At 65.2% G+C, this 18,646-nt stretch carries 18 protein-coding genes and 1 pseudogene; 8 read left to right on the top strand and 11 right to left on the bottom strand.

From position 1 onward, the window contains the following. Positions 1 to 24 precede the first annotated feature (24 nt). Complete coding sequence (locus QHC78_RS00095) at positions 25 to 903, bottom strand: AAA family ATPase (protein ID WP_319741833.1); 879 nt, start codon at positions 901 to 903, stop codon at positions 25 to 27. A 275-nt stretch (positions 904 to 1,178) separates the two neighbouring features. On the opposite strand from QHC78_RS00095, the gene QHC78_RS00090 reads away from it, so the two are divergent. Both QHC78_RS00090 and QHC78_RS00085 read left to right on the top strand, forming a co-directional pair. After that, positions 1,179 to 1,538: a c-type cytochrome gene (locus tag QHC78_RS00090; protein WP_319741832.1), complete on the top strand. Its 360-nt coding sequence runs from the start codon at positions 1,179 to 1,181 to the stop codon at positions 1,536 to 1,538. 10 nt (positions 1,539 to 1,548) lie between these two features. Further along, entirely contained in the window at positions 1,549 to 1,917 is a 369-nt protein-coding gene (locus tag QHC78_RS00085; protein WP_319741831.1) for a c-type cytochrome, read from the top strand. A gap of 39 nt (positions 1,918 to 1,956) precedes the next feature. Here the strand turns inward: QHC78_RS00085 and QHC78_RS00080 are convergent, their stop codons facing one another. Then, positions 1,957 to 2,391: a DUF1841 family protein gene (locus QHC78_RS00080; protein ID WP_319741830.1), complete on the bottom strand. Its 435-nt coding sequence runs from the start codon at positions 2,389 to 2,391 to the stop codon at positions 1,957 to 1,959. A 122-nt stretch (positions 2,392 to 2,513) separates the two neighbouring features. Between QHC78_RS00080 and icd the strand changes: the two genes are divergently transcribed. Continuing rightward, positions 2,514 to 3,776: an NADP-dependent isocitrate dehydrogenase gene (gene icd / locus QHC78_RS00075; RefSeq protein ID WP_319741829.1), complete on the top strand. Its 1,263-nt coding sequence runs from the start codon at positions 2,514 to 2,516 to the stop codon at positions 3,774 to 3,776. A 69-nt stretch (positions 3,777 to 3,845) separates the two neighbouring features. Here the strand turns inward: icd and QHC78_RS00070 are convergent, their stop codons facing one another. The 5 genes from QHC78_RS00070 to QHC78_RS00050 form a co-directional block, all read right to left on the bottom strand. Beyond that, positions 3,846 to 4,994 carry a PepSY-associated TM helix domain-containing protein gene (locus QHC78_RS00070; RefSeq protein WP_319741828.1) on the bottom strand — a complete coding sequence of 383 codons (1,149 nt, stop codon included), beginning with the start codon at positions 4,992 to 4,994 and terminating at the stop codon, positions 3,846 to 3,848. Positions 4,995 to 4,998: 4 nt separating this feature from the next. Further along, positions 4,999 to 7,209 carry a TonB-dependent receptor gene (locus QHC78_RS00065; RefSeq protein ID WP_413816388.1) on the bottom strand — a complete coding sequence of 737 codons (2,211 nt, stop codon included), beginning with the start codon at positions 7,207 to 7,209 and terminating at the stop codon, positions 4,999 to 5,001. Beyond that, positions 7,206 to 7,421 (bottom strand): hypothetical protein, encoded by a 216-nt coding sequence (locus tag QHC78_RS00060; protein WP_319741827.1) that lies wholly within the window; start codon positions 7,419 to 7,421, stop codon positions 7,206 to 7,208. The genes QHC78_RS00065 and QHC78_RS00060 overlap by 4 nt, the downstream gene beginning before the upstream one ends. A 95-nt stretch (positions 7,422 to 7,516) precedes the next feature. Further along, positions 7,517 to 8,122: a class I SAM-dependent methyltransferase gene (locus QHC78_RS00055; protein ID WP_319741826.1), complete on the bottom strand. Its 606-nt coding sequence runs from the start codon at positions 8,120 to 8,122 to the stop codon at positions 7,517 to 7,519. A 139-nt stretch (positions 8,123 to 8,261) separates the two neighbouring features. Then, positions 8,262 to 8,564 carry a hypothetical protein gene (locus tag QHC78_RS00050; RefSeq protein ID WP_319741825.1) on the bottom strand — a complete coding sequence of 101 codons (303 nt, stop codon included), beginning with the start codon at positions 8,562 to 8,564 and terminating at the stop codon, positions 8,262 to 8,264. 292 nt (positions 8,565 to 8,856) lie between these two features. Between QHC78_RS00050 and egtD the strand changes: the two genes are divergently transcribed. Genes egtD through QHC78_RS00035 form a run of 3 tightly spaced genes read left to right on the top strand, consistent with a single transcriptional unit; the run spans position 8,857 to position 11,391 of the window. Further along, the gene (gene egtD, locus QHC78_RS00045) at positions 8,857 to 9,882 is read left to right on the top strand and encodes an L-histidine N(alpha)-methyltransferase (protein ID WP_319741824.1); all 1,026 of its coding nucleotides are present in this window, start codon (positions 8,857 to 8,859) and stop codon (positions 9,880 to 9,882) included. Next, complete coding sequence (gene egtB / locus QHC78_RS00040; protein ID WP_319741823.1) at positions 9,879 to 11,150, top strand: ergothioneine biosynthesis protein EgtB; 1,272 nt, start codon at positions 9,879 to 9,881, stop codon at positions 11,148 to 11,150. The genes egtD and egtB overlap by 4 nt, the downstream gene beginning before the upstream one ends. A gap of 10 nt (positions 11,151 to 11,160) precedes the next feature. Then, a complete protein-coding gene (locus QHC78_RS00035; protein WP_319741822.1) occupies positions 11,161 to 11,391 on the top strand; it encodes a hypothetical protein in 231 nt (76 codons plus the stop codon). A gap of 17 nt (positions 11,392 to 11,408) precedes the next feature. On the opposite strand, the gene QHC78_RS00030 is transcribed toward QHC78_RS00035, so the two are convergent. Together QHC78_RS00030 and QHC78_RS00025 are read right to left on the bottom strand one after the other, a co-directional pair. Further along, positions 11,409 to 13,361, bottom strand: coding sequence for an AsmA family protein (locus tag QHC78_RS00030; protein ID WP_319741821.1), 1,953 nt, complete (start codon positions 13,359 to 13,361; stop codon positions 11,409 to 11,411). Positions 13,362 to 13,410: 49 nt separating this feature from the next. After that, the gene (locus QHC78_RS00025; RefSeq protein WP_319741820.1) at positions 13,411 to 14,856 is read right to left on the bottom strand and encodes an RNA polymerase factor sigma-54; all 1,446 of its coding nucleotides are present in this window, start codon (positions 14,854 to 14,856) and stop codon (positions 13,411 to 13,413) included. A 203-nt stretch (positions 14,857 to 15,059) separates the two neighbouring features. Between QHC78_RS00025 and cls the strand changes: the two genes are divergently transcribed. Further along, positions 15,060 to 16,448 carry a cardiolipin synthase gene (cls, locus tag QHC78_RS00020; RefSeq protein ID WP_319741819.1) on the top strand — a complete coding sequence of 463 codons (1,389 nt, stop codon included), beginning with the start codon at positions 15,060 to 15,062 and terminating at the stop codon, positions 16,446 to 16,448. Between the two features lie 45 nt (positions 16,449 to 16,493). Here cls and QHC78_RS00015 read toward each other — a convergent pair whose 3' ends face one another. Further along, positions 16,494 to 17,549 (bottom strand): sigma-54 interaction domain-containing protein, encoded by a 1,056-nt coding sequence (locus tag QHC78_RS00015; RefSeq protein WP_319741818.1) that lies wholly within the window; start codon positions 17,547 to 17,549, stop codon positions 16,494 to 16,496. A gap of 335 nt (positions 17,550 to 17,884) precedes the next feature. Between QHC78_RS00015 and QHC78_RS00010 the strand changes: the two are divergent. Further along, positions 17,885 to 18,043, top strand: a pseudogene (locus QHC78_RS00010) (DUF1328 domain-containing protein); the annotation flags it as partial. A 146-nt stretch (positions 18,044 to 18,189) separates the two neighbouring features. Here the strand turns inward: QHC78_RS00010 and QHC78_RS00005 are convergent. Then, on the bottom strand, positions 18,190 to 18,646 hold a 457-nt coding region (locus tag QHC78_RS00005; RefSeq protein WP_319741817.1), incomplete at its 5' end, for a transposase.

Below are 18,646 nucleotides of genomic sequence, written 5' to 3'. Positions count from 1 at the left end.
CCGTACCGGGCGCGGCCGGTCGCGTCATGCGTTGCGGCGGCCGCTGCGGGCCATCAGGATCAGCCGTTCGAACAGGTGCACGTCCTGCTCGTTCTTGAGCAAGGCGCCGTGCAGCGGCGGCACGATGGCGTCGCGGTCCTTGCTTTTCAATGCCTCCGGAGGGATATCCTCGGCCAGCAGGACCTTGAGCCAGTCCAGCAGTTCGGACGTGGACGGCTTTTTCTTGAGTCCGGGCGTCTCGCGCAGCTGGAAGAAGCTGTCCAGCGCCGCCGAGAGCAGTTCCTTCTTCAGGCCGGGGTAGTGGACCTTGACGATGCGCTCCATGGTTTCCTTGTCGGGGAACCGGATGTAGTGGAAGAAGCAGCGCCGGAGGAACGCGTCGGGCAGGTCTTTTTCGTTGTTGGACGTGATGATGACCAGCGGCCGGTGGACCGCCCGCACGGTTTCCCGCGTCTCATAGACATGGAACTCCATGCGGTCCAGCTCGCGCAGGAGATCGTTCGGAAACTCGATGTCCGCCTTGTCGATCTCGTCGATCAGCAATACCACCGGCTCGGGCGAGGCGAAGGCCTGCCACAGGACCCCGCGCACGATGTAGTGGGTGATGTCGCGCACCTTCTCGTCGCCCAGCTGGGAGTCGCGCAGGCGGGACACCGCGTCGTATTCGTAGAGGCCTTGATGCGCCTTGGTGGTCGATTTGATGTGCCACTGGAGCAGCGGCCGTCCCAGCGCCCGGGCGACTTCCTCGGCCAGCATGGTCTTGCCGGTGCCGGGCTCGCCCTTGATGAGCAGCGGACGCTCCAGCGTCAGCGCGGCGTTGACGGCGAGGGTCAGGTCGTCGGTGGCAACGTAGGAGTCCGTGCCTTCGAAGCGGGCAGGGGACGGCTGAACAGGCTGGGGCATGGTCGGGCTGTCGTAGAGGACCCCGCGGGGCCGAAGCGCCCAGTATAGAAAAAGTCGCCCCGGCCGGGGGAATGGCCGGTGGACCCTGGGGCCGGAGGCGCTTCCTGATGTATCATTAGCGGTTAAATAATAGGGGAGCCGGGCATTTAGTCGTAGAACAATCCGGTTCGCCAGTAATACGGAGACGCTTCGTTGGCCTATGGGGCCGGGCGTTGCCGCTCAGTCGTTTCGCCGCCCGGTATCGGGATTTCTTTTGATTCTGATAGAGCGTTCTAATGAAGTTGAGCATAACGATGCGGGCGTTGCCCGCGCTGGCCACGCTGGCCGCCTGTGCGGTGGTAGGTTCGGCCGTCGCCCAATCCGCCCCTGCCGCCCCTGTCACCGGCAATGCCGAGGCCGGCCGGAACAAGAACTCCATGTGCATAGGCTGCCACGGCATCCCTGGCTACAAGGCCAGCTTCCCCGAGGTCTACCACGTTCCCATGATCGCCGGGCAGAACGCCAAGTACATCGAGGCTGCACTCAAGGAATACGCCAGCGGGGCCCGTACGCACCCCTCCATGGTCGGTATCGCCAAAAGCCTGTCCCAGCAGGACATCGCCGATCTCGCGGCCTACTACTCCGGTTTGAAGTGAGCGTGCAGTCATGACGAACATCCTCCGCATTTCCGCCGCCGGTGCCCTGCTGTCGCTGTCGGCCCTCGTGCCCGCCCACGCGGGCGATGTCGCCGCCGGCAAGGCCGTGTACGACCGCATCAATTGCGCGTCCTGCCATGGCGCAGACGCCAAGACTTCCATCGATCCCAGCTATCCGCAGCTCGCCGGGCAGCATGCCGATTACCTCGCGCACGCGCTCAAGGCGTACCGCCGCGGCCAGGCCAATGCCGCACCGTCCGCCAACATCCGCAAGAACGCCATCATGGGCGCGTTTGCCGTGCAGCTGTCCGACAAGGACATCGAGGACGTGGCGGCCTATCTGGCCAGCCTGCCGGGCGGCCTGGCCGTAAGGCGATAACCGGCCCCGCGAGCGGGCCGGATAGTGCCCCGGTACGCGTCAGCGCGTGGCCGGGGGCACCTTCTTTCGGATCAGCTCGATATACGCGTCCGTATCCAGCGGCGTGCCCAGCCGCTGCGCTTCCCATACCACCCGTCCCAGGCATTCCATGATTTCGTGCGCGGCATCGTGCGCGCCCTGGCGCTGGGCCAGCTTCTGGTAGGCGTCGCGAATGCCCGGCGGGTGATCGATGGACAGTTGTTCGGCAATGGCCAGGTGCATCGACAGGTGCAGGAACGGATTGGTGCGCCCTGCCTCGACGCTGTAGTCAGCCTGTGCGGCCTCGGGGTTCTCGAGATCGCCCTGGTATTCCGGATGCTCGAGTATCCAGTCCAGCGCGGTGGCCTCCAGCGGGGTCAGTACCTCGCCGGCGCGGTGCTTGCGCCACGTCTCGGTGAAGAACTGCCGGACCTGGTCTCGGGTGGGATTGAACATCATCCGGTCATTGTACCCGCCGGCGCCGGCGGCCGCGTGGCAATGGGTGGCCGAATACGGGATAATTCCCGGCATTGCCGGGGCGCGCAAGGCCCGCATCAACGATTGCTCGGAATCGCCGCATGTCTTCTTACAAGCATATCCAGGTGCCCGCACAGGGCAGCCGCATCACCGTCAACGCCGATTTCTCGCTCAACGTGCCGGACCAGCCCATCGTCGCATACATCGAAGGCGACGGCACCGGCCGCGATATCACGCCCGTGGCCATCAAGGTGATCGACGCTGCCGTCGCCAAGGCCTACGGCGACGGGCGCCGCATCCACTGGATGGAGATCTATGCGGGCCGCAAAGCCACCTCGCTCTATGGCGAAGGGGTCTGGCTGCCGGAAGAAACCATTGCCGCATTGCGCGAGTTCGTCGTCGCCATCAAGGGGCCGCTCGGCACGCCGCCCGGCGGTGGCTTCCGTTCGCTCAACGTCATGATGCGCCAGGCGCTCGACCTGTACGTGTGCCTGCGTCCCATCCAATACCTGCGCGGCGTGCCGTCGCCGCTGCGCAATCCGGAGAAGACCAACATGGTCATCTTCCGCGAGAACTCCGAGGATATCTATGCCGGAATTGAATACGCCGCCGGCTCGCCCGAAGCCGTGGAACTCATTTCGGTACTGGAGGAAAAGCTGGGCGCCAAGCACCTGCGCTTTCCCGCCACCTCGGGCATAGGCATCAAGCCGGTTTCGCGCGAAGGGACCGAACGCCTGGTGCGCAAGGCCATCCAGTACGCGATCGACCACGATCGCCGCTCGGTCACGCTGGTGCACAAGGGCAATATCATGAAGTACACCGAAGGGGCGTTCCGCGACTGGGGCTACGAGGTCGCCCGGCGCGAGTTCGGCGCCGAAACCATCGATGCCGGGCCGTCGTGCCGCATCCGCAATCCCCGCAGCGGCCGGGACATCGTCGTCAAGGATTGCCTGGTCGACACGTTCTCGCAGACCATGCTGCTGCGCCCGGTGGAGTTCGACGTCATCGCCACGCTCAACCTGAACGGCGACTACTTGTCCTCGGCCCTTGCGGCCCAGGTGGGCGGCGCGGGCATCGCCCCCGGGGCCAACATGAGCGATTCGGTCGCGGTGTTCGAGGCGACCCACGGCACCTCGGCCAAGTATGCCGGCAAGGACTACGTGAATCCCAGTTCCGAGATCCTGTCCGGGTGCATGATGTTGCGCCATATGGGCTGGCACGAGGCCGCCGACCTCGTCGTACCGGCCATGGAGTGCACCATCTTGTCCAAGCGCGTGACCTATGATTTCGCCCGCCAGATGGAAGGCGCGACCCAAGTCTCGTGTTCCGGATTCGGCGATTCGGTCATCGCCAACATGCAATGAACAAGGGGGCCGGCGGCCCCCTTGTCAGATCTGCGTCCGCGCCGACACGCCCGCGCGAACTGGCTCGCATCATCGCGCTGGAGCGGGAGCGTCCCCGGACTGCGTGGCCCGGGACGTGGCGGGATGGCGCCGTTTCAGCCACAGATAAAGCCCGCTGCCCAGCACGATGATGGTCGCGATATCCAGCAGCGCCCAGAGGATCTTCATAGGCATGCCGCCGTAGTCGCCGAAGTGCAGCGGCTGGGAAATCAACAGCCCTGTCAGGTACCAGGGCAGCTTGGGGGTGGCGGTGACTTCCGCCGTCTTGGCGTCGACCAGGACCGGCTGCAACAGGCGCGAAGTCAGCGGTTCGTTGCCCGCGAGGAAAAACGTGTTGTGGTGCGGGCTGGAAAACGCCGTGCCCGGGAAGGCGATGAACGAGAGCCGGGTCTCCGGCGCGGCTGCCATGGCGGCTTCCAGTGATTGCTGCATCGACGCCCGTTCGGCCGGCGGCGTCAGCGGCTGCCCCTGGTAGGGCGCCAGCAGGGCGCTGAGCTGGTCGTACTGCCAATACTTGATCAGCAGGTCGGCCCAGGTATTGATCATGCCGGTGCCGCCGACGACGAACGCCCATACCAGGGTGACGATACCCAGCAAATTGTGCAGGTCCAGCCATTTCACGCGTGTCGCCCGGTGCCGCCGTACGTCGCCGAACTCGAGCTTTTTCATGAACGGGCCGTACAGCACGGCGCCGGTGACGATGGCCACCAGCAGCAGCAAGCCCATGAAGCCCAGGAACAGCTTGCCGGCCAGCCCGGCAAACAAGTCCACATGCAGCTTGAACATGACGTACATGAAACCCTGGTCGAAGCGTGGTTCGGCCAGCACCTGGCCCGTCCTGGCATCGACCGCCACCGACCTGAAGTCGTCCGTCGGCGCGGGGGTAGGCGTGAGCGTGACGAACCAGATCCGGTCGTCCTCTTCGTCCTGCGAGGCAAACTGGACGACGCGGTCGGGATGCCGCGCCTGCGCGACCTCCAGTACACGGTCCAGGCTGACGCGGGACCCGTCTTCCGCCAGCTCGGGTGCTTCGACCTCGGTGCCCAGCAGGTGCCCGATCTCATGGTGGAAAATCAGCGGCAACCCGGTTAGGCACAGCAGCAGCATGAAGACCGTGCATACCAGGCTGCTCCACTTGTGCAGCCAGGACCAGGTCTTGAGGGATCGGGTGGTGGGCATGCGTTCAGAATTCCATGGTGGCAGATAGGGAGAAAGTGCGGGGCGCACCGACGACCAGGTAGCCCGATCCCGGGTAACCGCCTACCGAGGCCCAGTATGCGCGGTCGGTCAGGTTGTCGACGCGGGCACGCAGGGTAACGAGCTTGCCGTGGATTTCGGTCAGGTAGCGCAAGCCTACGTCCACGCGCGTCCAGCCGCCGACCTTCAACGCGTTGGCGGGGTCCGCGTAGCGCGCGCCGGTATAGACCACCCGTCCGTCCAGGGCCAGGCCCGGCACGCCGGGAATATCCCATTCCGCGCCCAGGTTGGCCTGGAAGGCCGGTACGCCGATGACCCGCTTGCCGTCGTTCGTGCCTCCCTCCGTGATGCGCTGTTTGGCATCGAGCCAGGTCGCGCCGCCCAGCACGCGCAAGCCGCGCAAGGGCTGCCCATAAACAGTCAGTTCCACGCCACGGTGGCGGTCCTTGCCGTTGGCGGTGAAGACCGGGCCTGCCTCGGTCTGGGTAATGCGGCCACCCGGTTTGTCGGTAGAGAAAACGGCCAGGCCGGCCCCCAGTGCGCCCCCGTCGTACTTGATCCCCGCTTCCTTCTGCTTGGAGACGTAGGGAGAGAGCATCTGGCCCGCATTGAGCACCGGGATGCCGTCGGCGTCCGCCCTCGGTGCGGCATCGCCCTGGCTCAGCGCTTCGATGTAGTTGCCGTATAGGGAGAACTGCCGGTTCAACTTGAATACCACGCCTGCCATCGGGCTGGTGCGGCTTTTGTCGTAGGCGGCGTCGGCCTCGCCCGTGTTGTAGGCGTAGTTCTGGATCCGCAGCTGCTGGTAGCGCGCACCGAGCGTGAACTGCAGGCGGTCGTCCAGCAGCGACAGCGTATCGCCCAGCGCCACGCTCAGCAGCCGGGTGCGGCCGTTCAGCGCAGGCGCCTCCAGCGCGTTGCCGCGCAGGACATCGGCGCTGAAGGCGGGCTGGTCGGCGAAGATAGGCGAATACAGGTTGGTGGGCAGCGCATGCAGGTAGTCCATTGCATATGCGTTCTTTTTCTTGAGGCCGTAGTAGGACGCCGAGGCCACCCATTCGTGTCCCACGGGCCCGGTGCGCAGTTTGCCCCGCAAGCCGATTTCCCCGGTATTGACGCTGTCTTCGCGGGTATTGTCGAACCGGTAGTAGTTGCCCGCGCCGGTATTGCCGTCCGTCACGGTCATGCCGGCCAGCGAGTTGGCCTCGTCGCTGCGCCGGATGCCGAAGGCGCCCCAGGCGGTGACTGCATCGCTCAGATCCGCTTCGCCCCGCAGTGTGCCGAAGAGGTCCCGCTCATTCGAGTAGGTCCAGGGCTGGGCGAAGTTCCTCGAGGCGTCCGGCACCGACGGAACAGAGGCCGTGTTCAGCGTCACGCTGGGACGCGTGCGCTTGAGGCGATTGTCCTGCCACCCGACGTCCCCCGACAGCCGGACCGTGCTGCTGCGCCAGTCCAGCCCCAGCGCCGCCACGCTGATCTGCGCATGCTCGTCGTCGACGGCGGTATCGCCGTCGCGATAGGCGGCGTTGAAACGTATGCCCGTGCTGCCGTCGGGGCCGAAGCGGCGGCCGACGTCGACCGCTACGTTGCCCTGGACGGCGCCGCTGGCGCCGAGCGTGATGCGGGTCAGCGGTTCGTTGGGCGCGCGCTTGGGCAGCAGATTGATGGCGCCGCCTATGCCCGTGTTGCCGGGCGTCGCGCCGGTGAGAAACGCGGACGCGCCCCGTAGTACTTCGACCCGCTCGAACAGCTCGGTGGCAATGTACTGGCGGGGCAGCAGATTGTAGAGGCCGTTGTACGCGACGTCGTCCGAACTCAGGATGAAACCGCGGATGAAGTAGGACTCCTGGAAATTGCCGAAGCCCCGCGCCACGCGCACCCCGGGGTCGTTCTGCAGTACGTCGCCCACGCTGCGCGCCTGCTTGTCCTGGATCAGCTCGTTGGTATAGCTGGTAATGCTGAACGGCGTATCCATGTTGTCGCGCGTGCCCAGGATGCCGGCGCGGCCGCCGCGGGTGACCTGACCGCCCGCAAAGGCAGGCGACAGCCCCTCGGCCGACGCGTCGGCGCTGGCATTGACCTCGATGGGGGCGAGCGACTGCACGACCTCGGAGGTCGGCGCCGTTTCCTGGGCCTGCGCCGGCGTGGCTGCGCAGGCGAGCAGGAGGGGGGCGGCTACCGGTGCCAGCGGCCTCACGGCAGTTTCCTTTTTCTCGAAGCGTGGAACCGGGGCTGGTCGGACTGACGCCGCAGTCCGAACCACGTCATGGCCACGACGGGAATGCCAAGCCCGACCCACGACCATACGTCCCCCCAGGCGTCCGAAACGAGCGCGGTGAGCAGGCCGGTAGTGGTGAGCAGGCCCAGGGCGAGCGGCCAGCCCCAGATCCGTAGCGCCGATGCAGCCATGGCGGGATGCTTATGTAAGTATAGAAAGGCGAATAATAATGATTTTTATTTGAAAAATAAACGGGAGTTCGTCCCGCGCAGGGCTTGCCCCGGCGTTACGCCGTACGCATCCGGCCTACGTAGCGGGTGACGAAGGCTGGCCCCCTGTGCCCCTCACCCTCGTCGAGGATGATTTCGCCTTCCCAGCCCAGCACTTCCTCCAGCAAGGGGGCGAAGTCCTCGCGTACGGAGGCAAGGTCGCCGAGCATGTCGGGATCGCGCGGGCCGCCGCTCTGGTAGGCCATTTGGCGGGGGTGGAAGGATTCCAGGATGAGCCAGCCGCCCGGCGCCAGGGACTGGGCCAGTCGCCGGTGCGCCGCGCGGCGTATGCCGGCGGGCAGGTGGACGTAGATCAGGACCACGCCGGAACAGGTGGCAGCGGGAGGTGTCCACTGCGCAAGATCGACGTTGAGTGTGGTGATGGTGACCCCGCGTGCCGACGCCAGGGACACCGCCTTGTCGAGCCCGACCTGTGAATTGTCGACCGCCAGGACCTGGTGGCCGCGGCTAGCCAGCCAGACGCTGTTGCGGCCTTCGCCGTCACCGGGCAGCAAAACGCGGCTGCCTGCCGGCAGCCGGGATTCCTGCTCGACCAGGAAGCGGTTGGGGTCGGTACCGTACTTGTAGCCGGGTTGTGAGAATCGTTGGTCCCAGGTGTTCATGAAGCCGTTCCTCGCAGCGGCCTGTCGGCGATGCGTACCCGGAAAAGTACCACATGCCCGTTGTGCCGAGGGGGAAGCGTAGGCTGCCGCAAGCCGCGCGGCAAAAGAAAAACGGCCCCCGAGGGGGCCGTTTTGCCGGTCAGTCCCGGCGCCGGTGGTCATGCCGATGGCCATCGTGCCGATGGCGGTCCCAGCGGCGGTCGTGCCAGCGCGGTCCGCGCCAATGCGGGCCGTAGGGAACGTACTCGACCCGTCCCGGCACCACGAACAAGGGAGGAGGCGGGGCGACGTACACGGGAGGCGGCGCGACATATACCGGAGGCGGACCATAGACGACACCCGGGACGCCGATGCCTATCGATACGCTTACCCGGGCCTGGGCCGCCGAACCGAAGCCCAGTAGGGCCACCCCGAGCAGGCCTGCCATTGCCAGCCGTTTCATACGCATTCTCCGATACTGCGATGCCTCGAATGTATGAGCAGCCGCCGGCCCTGGGTTTGTGCGGTCTGTTACAGTCGGCGCTATATGTAACTATCCCTGGGCACGCTTCCCTGGTGACGTTGCCGGGACGCGACGGCAGTGCTCCGGCGGCTGGCGTGGGTAGGCAAGCGTTACATGGGGCCTTGTAGCGGCTCGCATCCCGGCGTATAGATAGCCCGGCTGCCGTTGCCGCAGGCCGGGCATCGCGTTTGCTGACAAAAAGCGCTGGATTTCCCGCAACTAGGAGGCGATATTGACGACGACATGCCGAGGTCCCGCGTACGGAGGGCCGGAGAAAAACGAGGCCTTCAGGGCCGAAGGCCAGGACCGGCGCCGGCCCGATGGCATCCCCCTCGATAATCGCGCCGCCGAACTAGCCGCCGGGCTGCTGGCCCCACAGGCGCATATCGATCCGAAGTTCCTCTACGACGCACAGGGGTGCGTACTGTTCAACGCCATTTGCGAACTCGAGGAGTATTACCCGACCCGCACCGAGCGCGCGATTTTCGAGGCGCACCGGGCGGCGATCGCCCGGTCATTGCCCCGCGGGGTGCAGTGGGTAGATCTGGGTTGCGGCGATTGCGCCAAGTCTCGCGCCTGGCTCCCCCACGTGGATGCCCGCTGCTATGTCGGCGTCGATATCGCGGCCGACTGGATACGGCGGGAAGTCGCGGCAGTGGGGCGGCAGTTCCCCGAGATCTCGTGCCGGGCCGTGGAAGCGGACTTCTCCGGCGACGTGGACTTGCGCGGCGCGCTGGACGATCCGCAGGCGCATCCGCCCGTGTTCTTCTACCCGGGTTCGTCCATTGGCAACTTCGCGCCCGATCGCGCCACCGCGTTCATGGCAGCGCTATGCCGCCAGGCCGGCCCCCGAGGCAGCCTGCTGATCAGCGTGGATCTGCGCAAAGACCAGAATGTCATGCAACGCGCCTATGCCGACGACCTGGGGGTAACGGCGGCCTTCAACCGCAATGTCCTGCGTGTCTGCAACCGCATACTGGGCAGTGATTTCGAGCCCGCGCAGTTCGCGCACGAGGCCTGGTTCGACGAGGCCCATGGGCGCATCGAGATGCGCTTGCGCGCGCAGGCGCGGGCGGCCGTCACTTGGGGCCGGTCGGCGGGACGCGTATTCGAGAAGGGGGAGGCCATCGTGACAGAACATTCCTACAAATACACGCCCGAGCAGTTCGACGACATGCTGGCCGCGGCGGGATTTTCCGTGCGTAGCATGTGGACCGATCCGCGGTCCTGGTTCGGCGTTTTCCTGGCCCAGCGATGAACGTCCGCGATCACACGGTGGTCCACGATCTCTTGCGCCGGCGGGTGGCGGACGTGCGCGCGGGCACGCTGGCACTGCTGGAGGGGCTGTCCGCCGAAGACTGCATGCTGCAGTCGATGGCGCAGGCCAGCCCGGTCAAGTGGCACGTGGGCCATGTCACCTGGTTTTTCGAAACCTTCGTCCTGGAGCGGTGGCAGCCCCGGTTCCAGCCGTTCGACCCCGCGTTCCGCGAGTTGTTCAACTCCTACTACGTGGGGGTGGGCGAGCGCCATCCCCGGGGCCAGCGGGGCCTGTTGTCCCGGCCCTCGCTGGAGCGGGTGCTGGCCTATCAGGACTCGGTGCTGCAGCGGCTGCTGGACTGGCTCGATCAGCCGTCCCTTCCGTTCGAGGCCCTGGCGCTGGTCGAACTGGGGATGCAGCACGAACAGCAGCACCAGGAACTCATTGCCACGGACCTCAAGCATCATTTCTGGCATAACCCCTTGCTGCCGGCCTGGCGCGCCGCGCATGCCGAAGCGGCGGAGGCTGCGCTGCGACCGGCGGCTTTTCGCCGGTACGAGGCCGGGCCGGCAGAGATCGGCCACAGCGGTAGCGGCTTTGCCTTCGATAACGAGTCGCCGCGCCATCGTGTATGGATCGAGGCCTTCGAGCTGGCCGACAGGCCGGTGACCAATGGAGAGTATCTCGCCTTCATGGAAGACGGCGGCTATCGCCGGCCGGAGCTTTGGCTGTCCGATGGCTGGGATACCCGCTGCCGGGAAGGCTGGGAGATGCCGTTGTACTGGTTGCGGCAAGGCGACCGCTGGTATAGCTACACGACGGCCGGCTTGCTTCCCATCCATGAAAACGAGCCGGCGTGCCATCTCAGCTACTACGAAGCCGATGCTTATGCACGTTGGGCCGACGCGCGTCTGCCGACCGAGCAGGAATGGGAGCACGCGGCGGCGTTGGCCATCGATGACGGCTCGGCGGGCCGGGAGGCCGATTTCGCCGAGACCGGCCGGCTGCATCCGCGGCCGTTGCGCGCGGGAGCGACGTCGTTCCTGGGCGGGGTATGGGAATGGACGCAAAGCGCCTATCTGCCTTACCCCGGTTTTCGTCCCGCGCCGGGTGCGGTGGGCGAGTACAACGGCAAATTCATGATCAACCAGATGGTGCTCAGAGGCGGGTCCTGCGCCACGCCGCGCGACCACATCCGTGCCACCTACCGCAATTTTTTCACGCCCGACTCACGTTGGCAGTACGCCGGATTGAGACTGGCGCGTTGAGGAGAATCACATGGCGGATCCGAGCAAGCGCAAACCGGAACAAACCCGGGCGCAGGACGAAGTCGGCCGCACCGAGCCGCGGCTGCCGCATGAACACGACGAATCGCACGATAGCCAGGAGAGCGCGCCGCGCAAGGTGATCGAGCAGGCCTACGACGACGTGCAGTCTGGCCAGGAGGACACCGACCTGCGAGGCAGCGGGGGGCGGCGCCAGCGCACCGTGCCCCCGAACGAGCGATAGAACGAGGCGTTCGTCGCTCAGCGCCCTTTTTTACCGCCTGGGGCCGGTCCGTCGGCGTTGCGCCGTACGTCCTTCAGGTTGGCGAGCAGGCCCTGGCAGTCGGCATCGGTGCCTGGACCGGTCTCGATGAGCGGGATCAGGGCGGCCAGCGGGTTGATGAAGCCCAGCGCGATCGAGGCGCCGGCGCGCGTCAATAGCGCGACTTTGTCGATACCGAATTCCGGATCGGCGAAGGTGCCGCCGATATCGATGGGCGAGCGCGCTGCAAGAATGCTCTTGTCCTTCGGGTGAGGTTCGAGCCGCAGGTCCAGCCGTTCATTGCCGAAGTCTATCGTTCCGCTACCGTCGATGACGGTATCTTCCGTATCGATGACCAGTCCCTGCGAGGTGGCCACGCCATCCTTGACGGCGAAAGTGCCCACGGCGCAGCGCAGCCTTGTCGGCTTGTCGCCGGCGATCAGAAAGCCCAGTGCCTGGGAGGCATCCAGGCCGATCGCCTCGATCAGCAGGTTCGAGAGCTCGCCGCCGGTCACGGCCAATCCGAGTGACCCGTCCGCATGGCCTAGCATGGCGCGGATCGAATTGCCGGTGGTTTGGAGTTTCACGTCTGCGCCCAGCGTGCCTTCGCTCTTTTTCATCAGTTCCACATCGGGGAACAGGCGGTTCAGCCGCGCGCGCTGGACGGCAATGCGGGCATTCGTGCGGATGACGGACTGGCGGGCGTCGAGCGTGATGTCCGATCGCAATTCGCCACCGGCGTAGCCGAAATTCAGCGGCGTGAGCTTGAGCACGCCATTCTCGAGAATCAGGTGGGCGGAGAAGTCGTCGAAAGCCCACGGACCTCGCACGCGTACGTCGCCGGCATCCAGGCGGACGTCGGCGTCGATGGCATTGATGCGCTCCAGCCGGAACTGCGCGTCCGGCAGTACGCGGCCGTCGTCGGCACGTTCCTCGGCCTGTTTCTTGTTGCCTGAGCGTTCATCAGGAACGCCGATCAGCGGTCCGAGGTCCTTCATGTCTAGCACCCGGCTTTTGAGCTGGGCGCGCAGCCTGGGCTTATCGTCGCGTATCTCGTAGTGCGCTTCGCCCGCCACGTCGGTAGATCCTATGCTGCCCTCCATGCCGGTGAAGTCGAAGGTCGTGCCGGCTCGTTTGAGGTGGCCCTTGATCCGGTAGGGCGGCGTGGTGGGCAGCGGCAGGTTGATATAGGGGTAGAGGGTGGACAGGGTGGGGCCGGCGATGTCGAGGGCCACATCGACGTGAGCGTCGCCGAACAGATCTCCCACTTGCCCTTCGGCCCGGATGCGGGTGGGTCCGCCTTTGGCATCGATGAAGAACGGGAAGGGCGTGCCCGAATCCCGCAAGGTCATGATCGACCCCGTGCGTGCGATGCCGCCGAATGTTCCGCCATGGTACTTGCCGCTGAAATCGAGCTTCATGCCGTAGGCCGGGCCGGAACTCGGCGGGGTTTCACTATCCGCCCTCAGCTTTGCGCTCACGTCGATGGCGCGATCGTCGTACTCGACCACCAGCCGATTGAAGGACAGGGCCCGCAGGACGACGGTCGGAGGTTCGCCCGAGTCATCCTCCTCCTTGGGAAAGGTCCAGTTATTGGCGCCGGAAGCGTCGCGGGCCAGATGCGCCTGTCCACCTTCCACCGACAGCAGCTCGAGGATGACTGCCCGTTTGAGCAGGGGCAGCAGGCGAATGTGGACCTCGACCGTCTCCGCCTGGACCATCTGTTCCGGCTGGCGTTCGGGGAGATTGGCCACCTGCAGCCCGTGCAGTTGAATGCGCGTGACCGGGCGCAGCCGCATGCGGAAATCCTCGAGCACGACAGGCCGGCCGAGTCTGTCGGTGGCGATCAGCTCTACCGGCCCGCGCAGAAAGCGCCAGTCAGTGAGCAGGGCCGCGACGACCAGGATAAGAAGGAGGCCCGCAATGGCCGCAAGGATTTTGGTGATTCGCATCGGAGCAGTCCAAGGGCGCCCATCGCCCCGTTCCGGCCGTTTTAATGGCTCAGGGCTGTTTGCGCAATTCCGCTGGCGGTATCTTCATCAAGTCACGATATTTGGTGACAGTGCGCCGGGCCACCACCACTCCCTGTTCCGCCAGCATGCGCGTCAACGAAACATCCGACAAGGGGTCGCGCCGGTTTTCCGCCGCGATCATGTCCCGGATGAGCGCGCGTACGGCAGCGGCCGAGCAGCGCCCCCCCGTGTCGGTGGCAAGCTCCCGCGAGAAGAAGTGCTTGAATTCGAATACGCCGCGCGGCGTCGCCATGTACTTGTTGTTGGTCGCGCGCGAGACCGTGGACTCGTGCAGATCGAGTTCTTCCGCTACCTTGCGCAGCACCAACGGCTTGAGCGCGATTTCGCCGTAGTCGAAGAAGGTGCGCTGGTGGGCGACGATCGCCTCGGCCACGCGCTGTATCGTCGCAAAGCGCTGTTCGACGTTGCGTATCAGCCAACGGGCTTCCTGCAGTTCCTGGGCCAGCGGGGCACGATCATCGCAGCGCGCCTTGCGGAACAGGTTGGCATAGGCCTGGTGCAGACGCGCCTTGGGCATGACAGCGGGGTTGGTCGTGATCACCCACTTGTTCTTGATCTTGCGCACGATGACATCGGGAATGATGTGATCGGTCTCGGGCTCGCTGAAGGCCAGGCCGGGCCTGGGCGTGAGGCTGCGTATCAGCCGGCACGCCACGCCCAGTTCTTCCTCGTTGCAGCCGAGGCGCCGGCGCAGTTCAGCCGTCTCCCTGCGCGCCATCAAGTCCAGGTAGTCATCGACGATGGCGATCGCCAGGCTCCTTCCCGGCGTGTCGGCAGGATAGGCCGCGAGTTGCAGGTGCAGGCATTCGCCCAGGCTTCTTGCCGCCAGCCCGGGTGTGTCGAGGTGCTGGACCAGCGTGAGGGCCACCATCCATTCATCCCGGGTCGGCATGGGGTTCATGGGCAGAGAAGCGGCCAGCTCATCGAAATCCTGGCGCAGATACCCGTCCTCGTCGAGCGCTTCGATGATGATCTCCGCCAGCAACCGGTCGCGGTCGCCCAGCCGGTATCCGCACAGTTGCTGGTGAAGGTAGTCATGCAGGCCCATGGAGCTGTGCGACCACTGGCCTACATCGGGACGATCCTCGCCGTCGTCGTCGCGGACGCGGCTGGTCGGGTAAGAGCCTGGATAGGACTCGCCGTCGAACGCCGGCGGCTCGGATTCGCGCGAGTCGTTGCCGTCTATCTGCCGCGGGTCGTCGGCGTTGCGGTCGACGGGAAGCACGGATTCCTCGGACTTGGCGATGGCCGGATCCTGGTCGTCCTCCTCCAGAAAAGGGTTGTTGGCGATGGCCTGTTGGAGTTCCTGCGTGAATTCGAGTGCGGACATTTGCAATAGCTTGACCGACTGCTGAAGTCTCGGCGTCAAGGACAGTTGCTGACGCACTCGCATGTCGTAAGTCGCTTGTACCAATGCCGTCTCCCATGCTTGGGCCGGTTTCGCCCGGCCAACCGTTAACTGTCGCAACCCTGTTTCTTGCAAGCTTCATGCCAATTTGTTTGCCTAGGCATAGCGCGGAAGTCTGGGGAAAATAGCGTGCAGCTCTTGCCGGTTCGGTAAGTTTTACCGATGCTTTCGGCATGGGCGTCTATGGCGACTTCTGGTGGCGGCCTGACATGGGACGACTATTTCGCATACTGCTGTACAGCCTTTGCACGGTATCGCTCTGCCGCTGTGCCCATCCCCTGCCGTCGCCCGAAACCGTGGCGACGGTGCGCGAGCCGCCCCGCATATCGACCGATGCCGGATGGCTGACCTATCGCGAAAGCCGCCGCATCATCGAGCGTTTGGCGCCCGGAAGCGGTGGGGACTTCCTGGCGCGGCACCTGCAGGTCGAAGAGGCCGTGGCCGAGGCGCCGCTTGTCGCCGGCAACGAGGTGCGGCTCTTCGCGGACGGGCCCAGCACCTATCGCGCGATGGTCGCGGCCATTGAGTCGGCGCGCCGCTTCGTCCATCTGGAAAGCTACATTTTCGAAGACGACAACATCGGCAACCTCGTCGCCGAGCGATTGATCGCCAAGCGAAGAGAGGGGGTTGCGGTGGCGGTTATGGTGGACGACATCGGGACCCGTTCGGCGACGGCATCGCTGTTCGAGCGCATGCGGCAAGCCGGTATCCAGGTCACCTTCTTCAATCCCGTGAACCCGTTCAAGAGCCGGGGATCGTGGTCCCTCAACGAACGCAGCCATCGCAAGATACTGGTGGTGGACGGCGAAGTGGCCTTCATCGGCGGGATCAATGTGAGCGATGTCTATGCGTCGCGGCCGATGAGCGGATCGTCGCGGCCGCGCGAAGCGGGCGACAAGAAAGGCGCGCCGTGGCGCGACACGCACATCAGCATACGCGGGCCAGCCGTGCCGGATGTCGAGCGGGTTTTTCTCGAAGGCTGGCGCAGCCAGGGCGGTCCCGCGCTGGGCGATATGGATTTTCTGCCGCAGCAGCCGCAGCGGGGACCCCATGTCGTACGCATCGTCATCAACAAACCCGGCGCCAACGATAACCATGCGATCTATTTGACCCTGCTTTCGGCCATCCATAGCGCGCAGCGATCCATCCATATCACCATGGCGTACTTCGTCCCGGATCCGGCCTTCGTTGCTGCCTTGCGCGACGCGGCACAGCGTGGCGTCGACGTGGTGCTGCTACTGCCCGGCTTCAGCGATTTCCCGATGGTCTTGCATGCAGGCCGTTCCCACTATGAGGCCTTGCTCGCGGCAGGGGTGAAAATCTACGAACGGCGCGATGCGCTGTTGCATGCCAAGACCGCGGTCGTCGACGGGGTCTGGTCCACGGCAGGTTCCAGCAATCTGGACTGGCGCAGTTTTACGCTGAACCACGAGATCAACGCCGTCATCCTAGGTGCCGATTTCGGTACCCAGATGGAGGCCTTGTTCGAGCAGGATCGCCGGGCGTCGGTCCTGGTAGATCCTGAACAGTGGAAACAGCGGCCGTTGTCGGCGCGCTTCAAAGAATTTCTCTCGCGGCTGCTCGAGCGCTGGCTGTAGCCGAGGCGCCAGCCCGGTTGGACCGGCAGCCATCAGCCGCCGGGACTACGTGCCGTTGCCCCCGTGCTTGTAGCTGTCCAGCCGGTTATAGAGCGTCTTGAGGCTGATGCCCAGCGTGCTGGCGGTTTGCCTCTTGTCTCCGCCGAAGTGTGCCAGCGTGGCCAGGATCAGTTCGCGCTGCGCGTCGGGCAGCGGAATACCTACCGCCAGTTCCAGGCATCCCTCGCGCCGTACGACCCGGCGGTTGCGGGGCGCGGGCTCGGGGCTTTGCACTTCGACCTCCTCGTCGGCGAGGATGAAGGCGCGATGGACGGCGTTCTTCAGTTCCCGCACGTTCCCTGGCCAGTGGTATTGACGCAGCCCGTCCAGGGTACCCTTGGCGAACCGCTTGCGCGCTTTTTCGGCGGCATTGAGCTGGTCCAGGAAACGCTGGGCGAGGAGTTCGATATCGCTCATGCGCTCGCGCAGCGGAGGAACCCGCAGCGGAAACACCGCGAGGCGATACAGCAGATCTTCGCGGAAGCGTCCTTCCCGTACGGCGGCCTGCGGGTCACGGTTGGTGGCGGCTATGACCCGGACGTCGGTGGAGATCTGTTCCGTGCCGCCGACGCGGTGGAAACTCGACGTTTCCAGCACGCGCAGCAGCTTGGTCTGCATGTCGGGGGCCATCTCGGTGATCTCGTCCAGAAAGATGGTGCCGCCGGCGGCGCGCTCGAAATAGCCGGCGTGCTGCTGGATAGCACCGGTGAAACTGCCTTTCTCGTGGCCGAACAATTCTCCTTCGATCAGAGTGGGCGGAATCGCGCCGCAGTTGACCGGCACGAAGGGGGCGTCGCGGCGGGGGCTTTGGTCGTGCAAAGTGCGGGCAACCAGCTCCTTGCCCGTCCCGCTTTCGCCGACGATGAGCACCGTGAGCGCGGTCGGGGCGACCTTTTCGATCTGCTGGTACAGCTCGCGCATCGGCGTGGAGCCGCCATATAGCAGTCCGTAGTGCTGGCGTAGGGGCTCGGGCCGCGCCGGCTCGGCCGCAGCCGGCCCGGCGCCGGAGGCGAACGGTTCGTCGGTGTCGAGAGCCGGGGCCAGGGCTTCGTCAGGGCGCATTGCCTGTTCCTTCCGCATGGGTCTCCAAGGGGATTGTGTGCCGAGGGCCGGAGTGCCCCGCCGGGCGGGAAGTCCACATTCTAAGCAGATGCCCGGGCCCCCGGAACGGAATCCGCGCATCCATGGTAACGGGCTGTCGCAATGGGGCGCCCGGCAAGGGGAATTTACAAGTTTTCATGTAATTCTTACCCATTGCTTGCACTTGGCGCAGCCTCCGGCTGCAAGGTCTGCGCCGGCAGGGTGCACGGTACGAAACCTGCGCTTCGGTCCGGGCACCGGTAGGGCGGGGGATAGCCGCCCCCGGCTGCTCCGGTGTTCTATACAAGGAGTAAGCAATGTTGCGATGGGCCGCTATTTTCTTCGTAATTGCATTGATTGCCGCGCTATTCGGGTTCGGCGGAATCGCCTCCGGCGCGGCTGAAATCGCCAAGATCCTGTTTTATATTTTCGTCATCGTCTTCGTGGTGACACTGGTGCTCGGCGCCTTTAGCAGGCCGTTGAAAAAGTGGGCATCGAACGCATCAGGGACGCTGTTTTCGAAGAAACGAGTGGCCCAGACGCGTCTGCGCAGCGATTGCACCGGCCAATCTGGCCTGTTTGCAGGCCATCTCGCCCATTTCGGGCGCACGTATCCCCGGGCTCACGCATGATGCGCGTCCCACCAGCCGCCGATGCTGCCCATGCGCACCAGGTTGTAGGTGGCAAAGCACAGCAGCGCCTGACCCGTGAGCTTGGCCTGACCGATGAGCTTGGTCTTGGCCAGACCACCCACGGTCTTGATCCAGCCAAAGGCCTCCTCAATGCGCTTGCGCACCTTCTGACTGGTCTTGTAGCCCTCGTGTCGGGTGATCCGGGCATCCACCGCCGAGTGCCTGTCCTTGGCCGCCACGTGCGGCGTGACCTTGAGCTTGCGACAGCCCTCGATGAAGGTCTTACTGTCATAGCCCTTGTCGGCCCCGACCGTAGCCCGCTTGTTCTTGTTGCCCCGGCGCCCAAGCATCGCGAGCGCTGCCTCGCGCTCGGCGGTGCCGCGGGCATGGGTGATCTGCACGTCCACGATCAGACCGTTGCGGTTTTCCATGAGGATGTGCGCCATG

Source organism: Pigmentiphaga sp. (assembly GCF_033795525.1).
GTDB lineage: Bacteria > Pseudomonadota > Gammaproteobacteria > Burkholderiales > Burkholderiaceae_B > Pigmentiphaga.
The sequence above is the reverse complement of the archived record's forward strand: the minus strand, read 5'-3'. Positions and strand labels throughout refer to the sequence as shown.

Bases quoted from the DNA above. Each gene is read 5' to 3' on its own strand.
- QHC78_RS00055 (WP_319741826.1), bottom strand. From the start codon at position 8,122: ATGAACACCTGGGACCAACGATTCTCACAACCCGGCTACAAGTACGGT.
- QHC78_RS00070 (WP_319741828.1), bottom strand. From the start codon at position 4,994: ATGCCCACCACCCGATCCCTCAAGACCTGGTCCTGGCTGCACAAGTGG.
- egtB (WP_319741823.1), top strand. From the start codon at position 9,879: ATGAACGTCCGCGATCACACGGTGGTCCACGATCTCTTGCGCCGGCGG.
- QHC78_RS00015 (WP_319741818.1), bottom strand. From the start codon at position 17,549: ATGCGCCCTGACGAAGCCCTGGCCCCGGCTCTCGACACCGACGAACCG.
- QHC78_RS00050 (WP_319741825.1), bottom strand. From the start codon at position 8,564: ATGAAACGGCTGGCAATGGCAGGCCTGCTCGGGGTGGCCCTACTGGGC.
- cls (WP_319741819.1), top strand. From the start codon at position 15,060: ATGGGACGACTATTTCGCATACTGCTGTACAGCCTTTGCACGGTATCG.
- icd (WP_319741829.1), top strand. From the start codon at position 2,514: ATGTCTTCTTACAAGCATATCCAGGTGCCCGCACAGGGCAGCCGCATC.
- QHC78_RS00035 (WP_319741822.1), top strand. From the start codon at position 11,161: ATGGCGGATCCGAGCAAGCGCAAACCGGAACAAACCCGGGCGCAGGAC.
- QHC78_RS00095 (WP_319741833.1), bottom strand. From the start codon at position 903: ATGCCCCAGCCTGTTCAGCCGTCCCCTGCCCGCTTCGAAGGCACGGAC.
- QHC78_RS00090 (WP_319741832.1), top strand. From the start codon at position 1,179: ATGAAGTTGAGCATAACGATGCGGGCGTTGCCCGCGCTGGCCACGCTG.
- QHC78_RS00080 (WP_319741830.1), bottom strand. From the start codon at position 2,391: ATGTTCAATCCCACCCGAGACCAGGTCCGGCAGTTCTTCACCGAGACG.
- QHC78_RS00060 (WP_319741827.1), bottom strand. From the start codon at position 7,421: ATGGCTGCATCGGCGCTACGGATCTGGGGCTGGCCGCTCGCCCTGGGC.
- QHC78_RS00030 (WP_319741821.1), bottom strand. From the start codon at position 13,361: ATGCGAATCACCAAAATCCTTGCGGCCATTGCGGGCCTCCTTCTTATC.
- QHC78_RS00085 (WP_319741831.1), top strand. From the start codon at position 1,549: ATGACGAACATCCTCCGCATTTCCGCCGCCGGTGCCCTGCTGTCGCTG.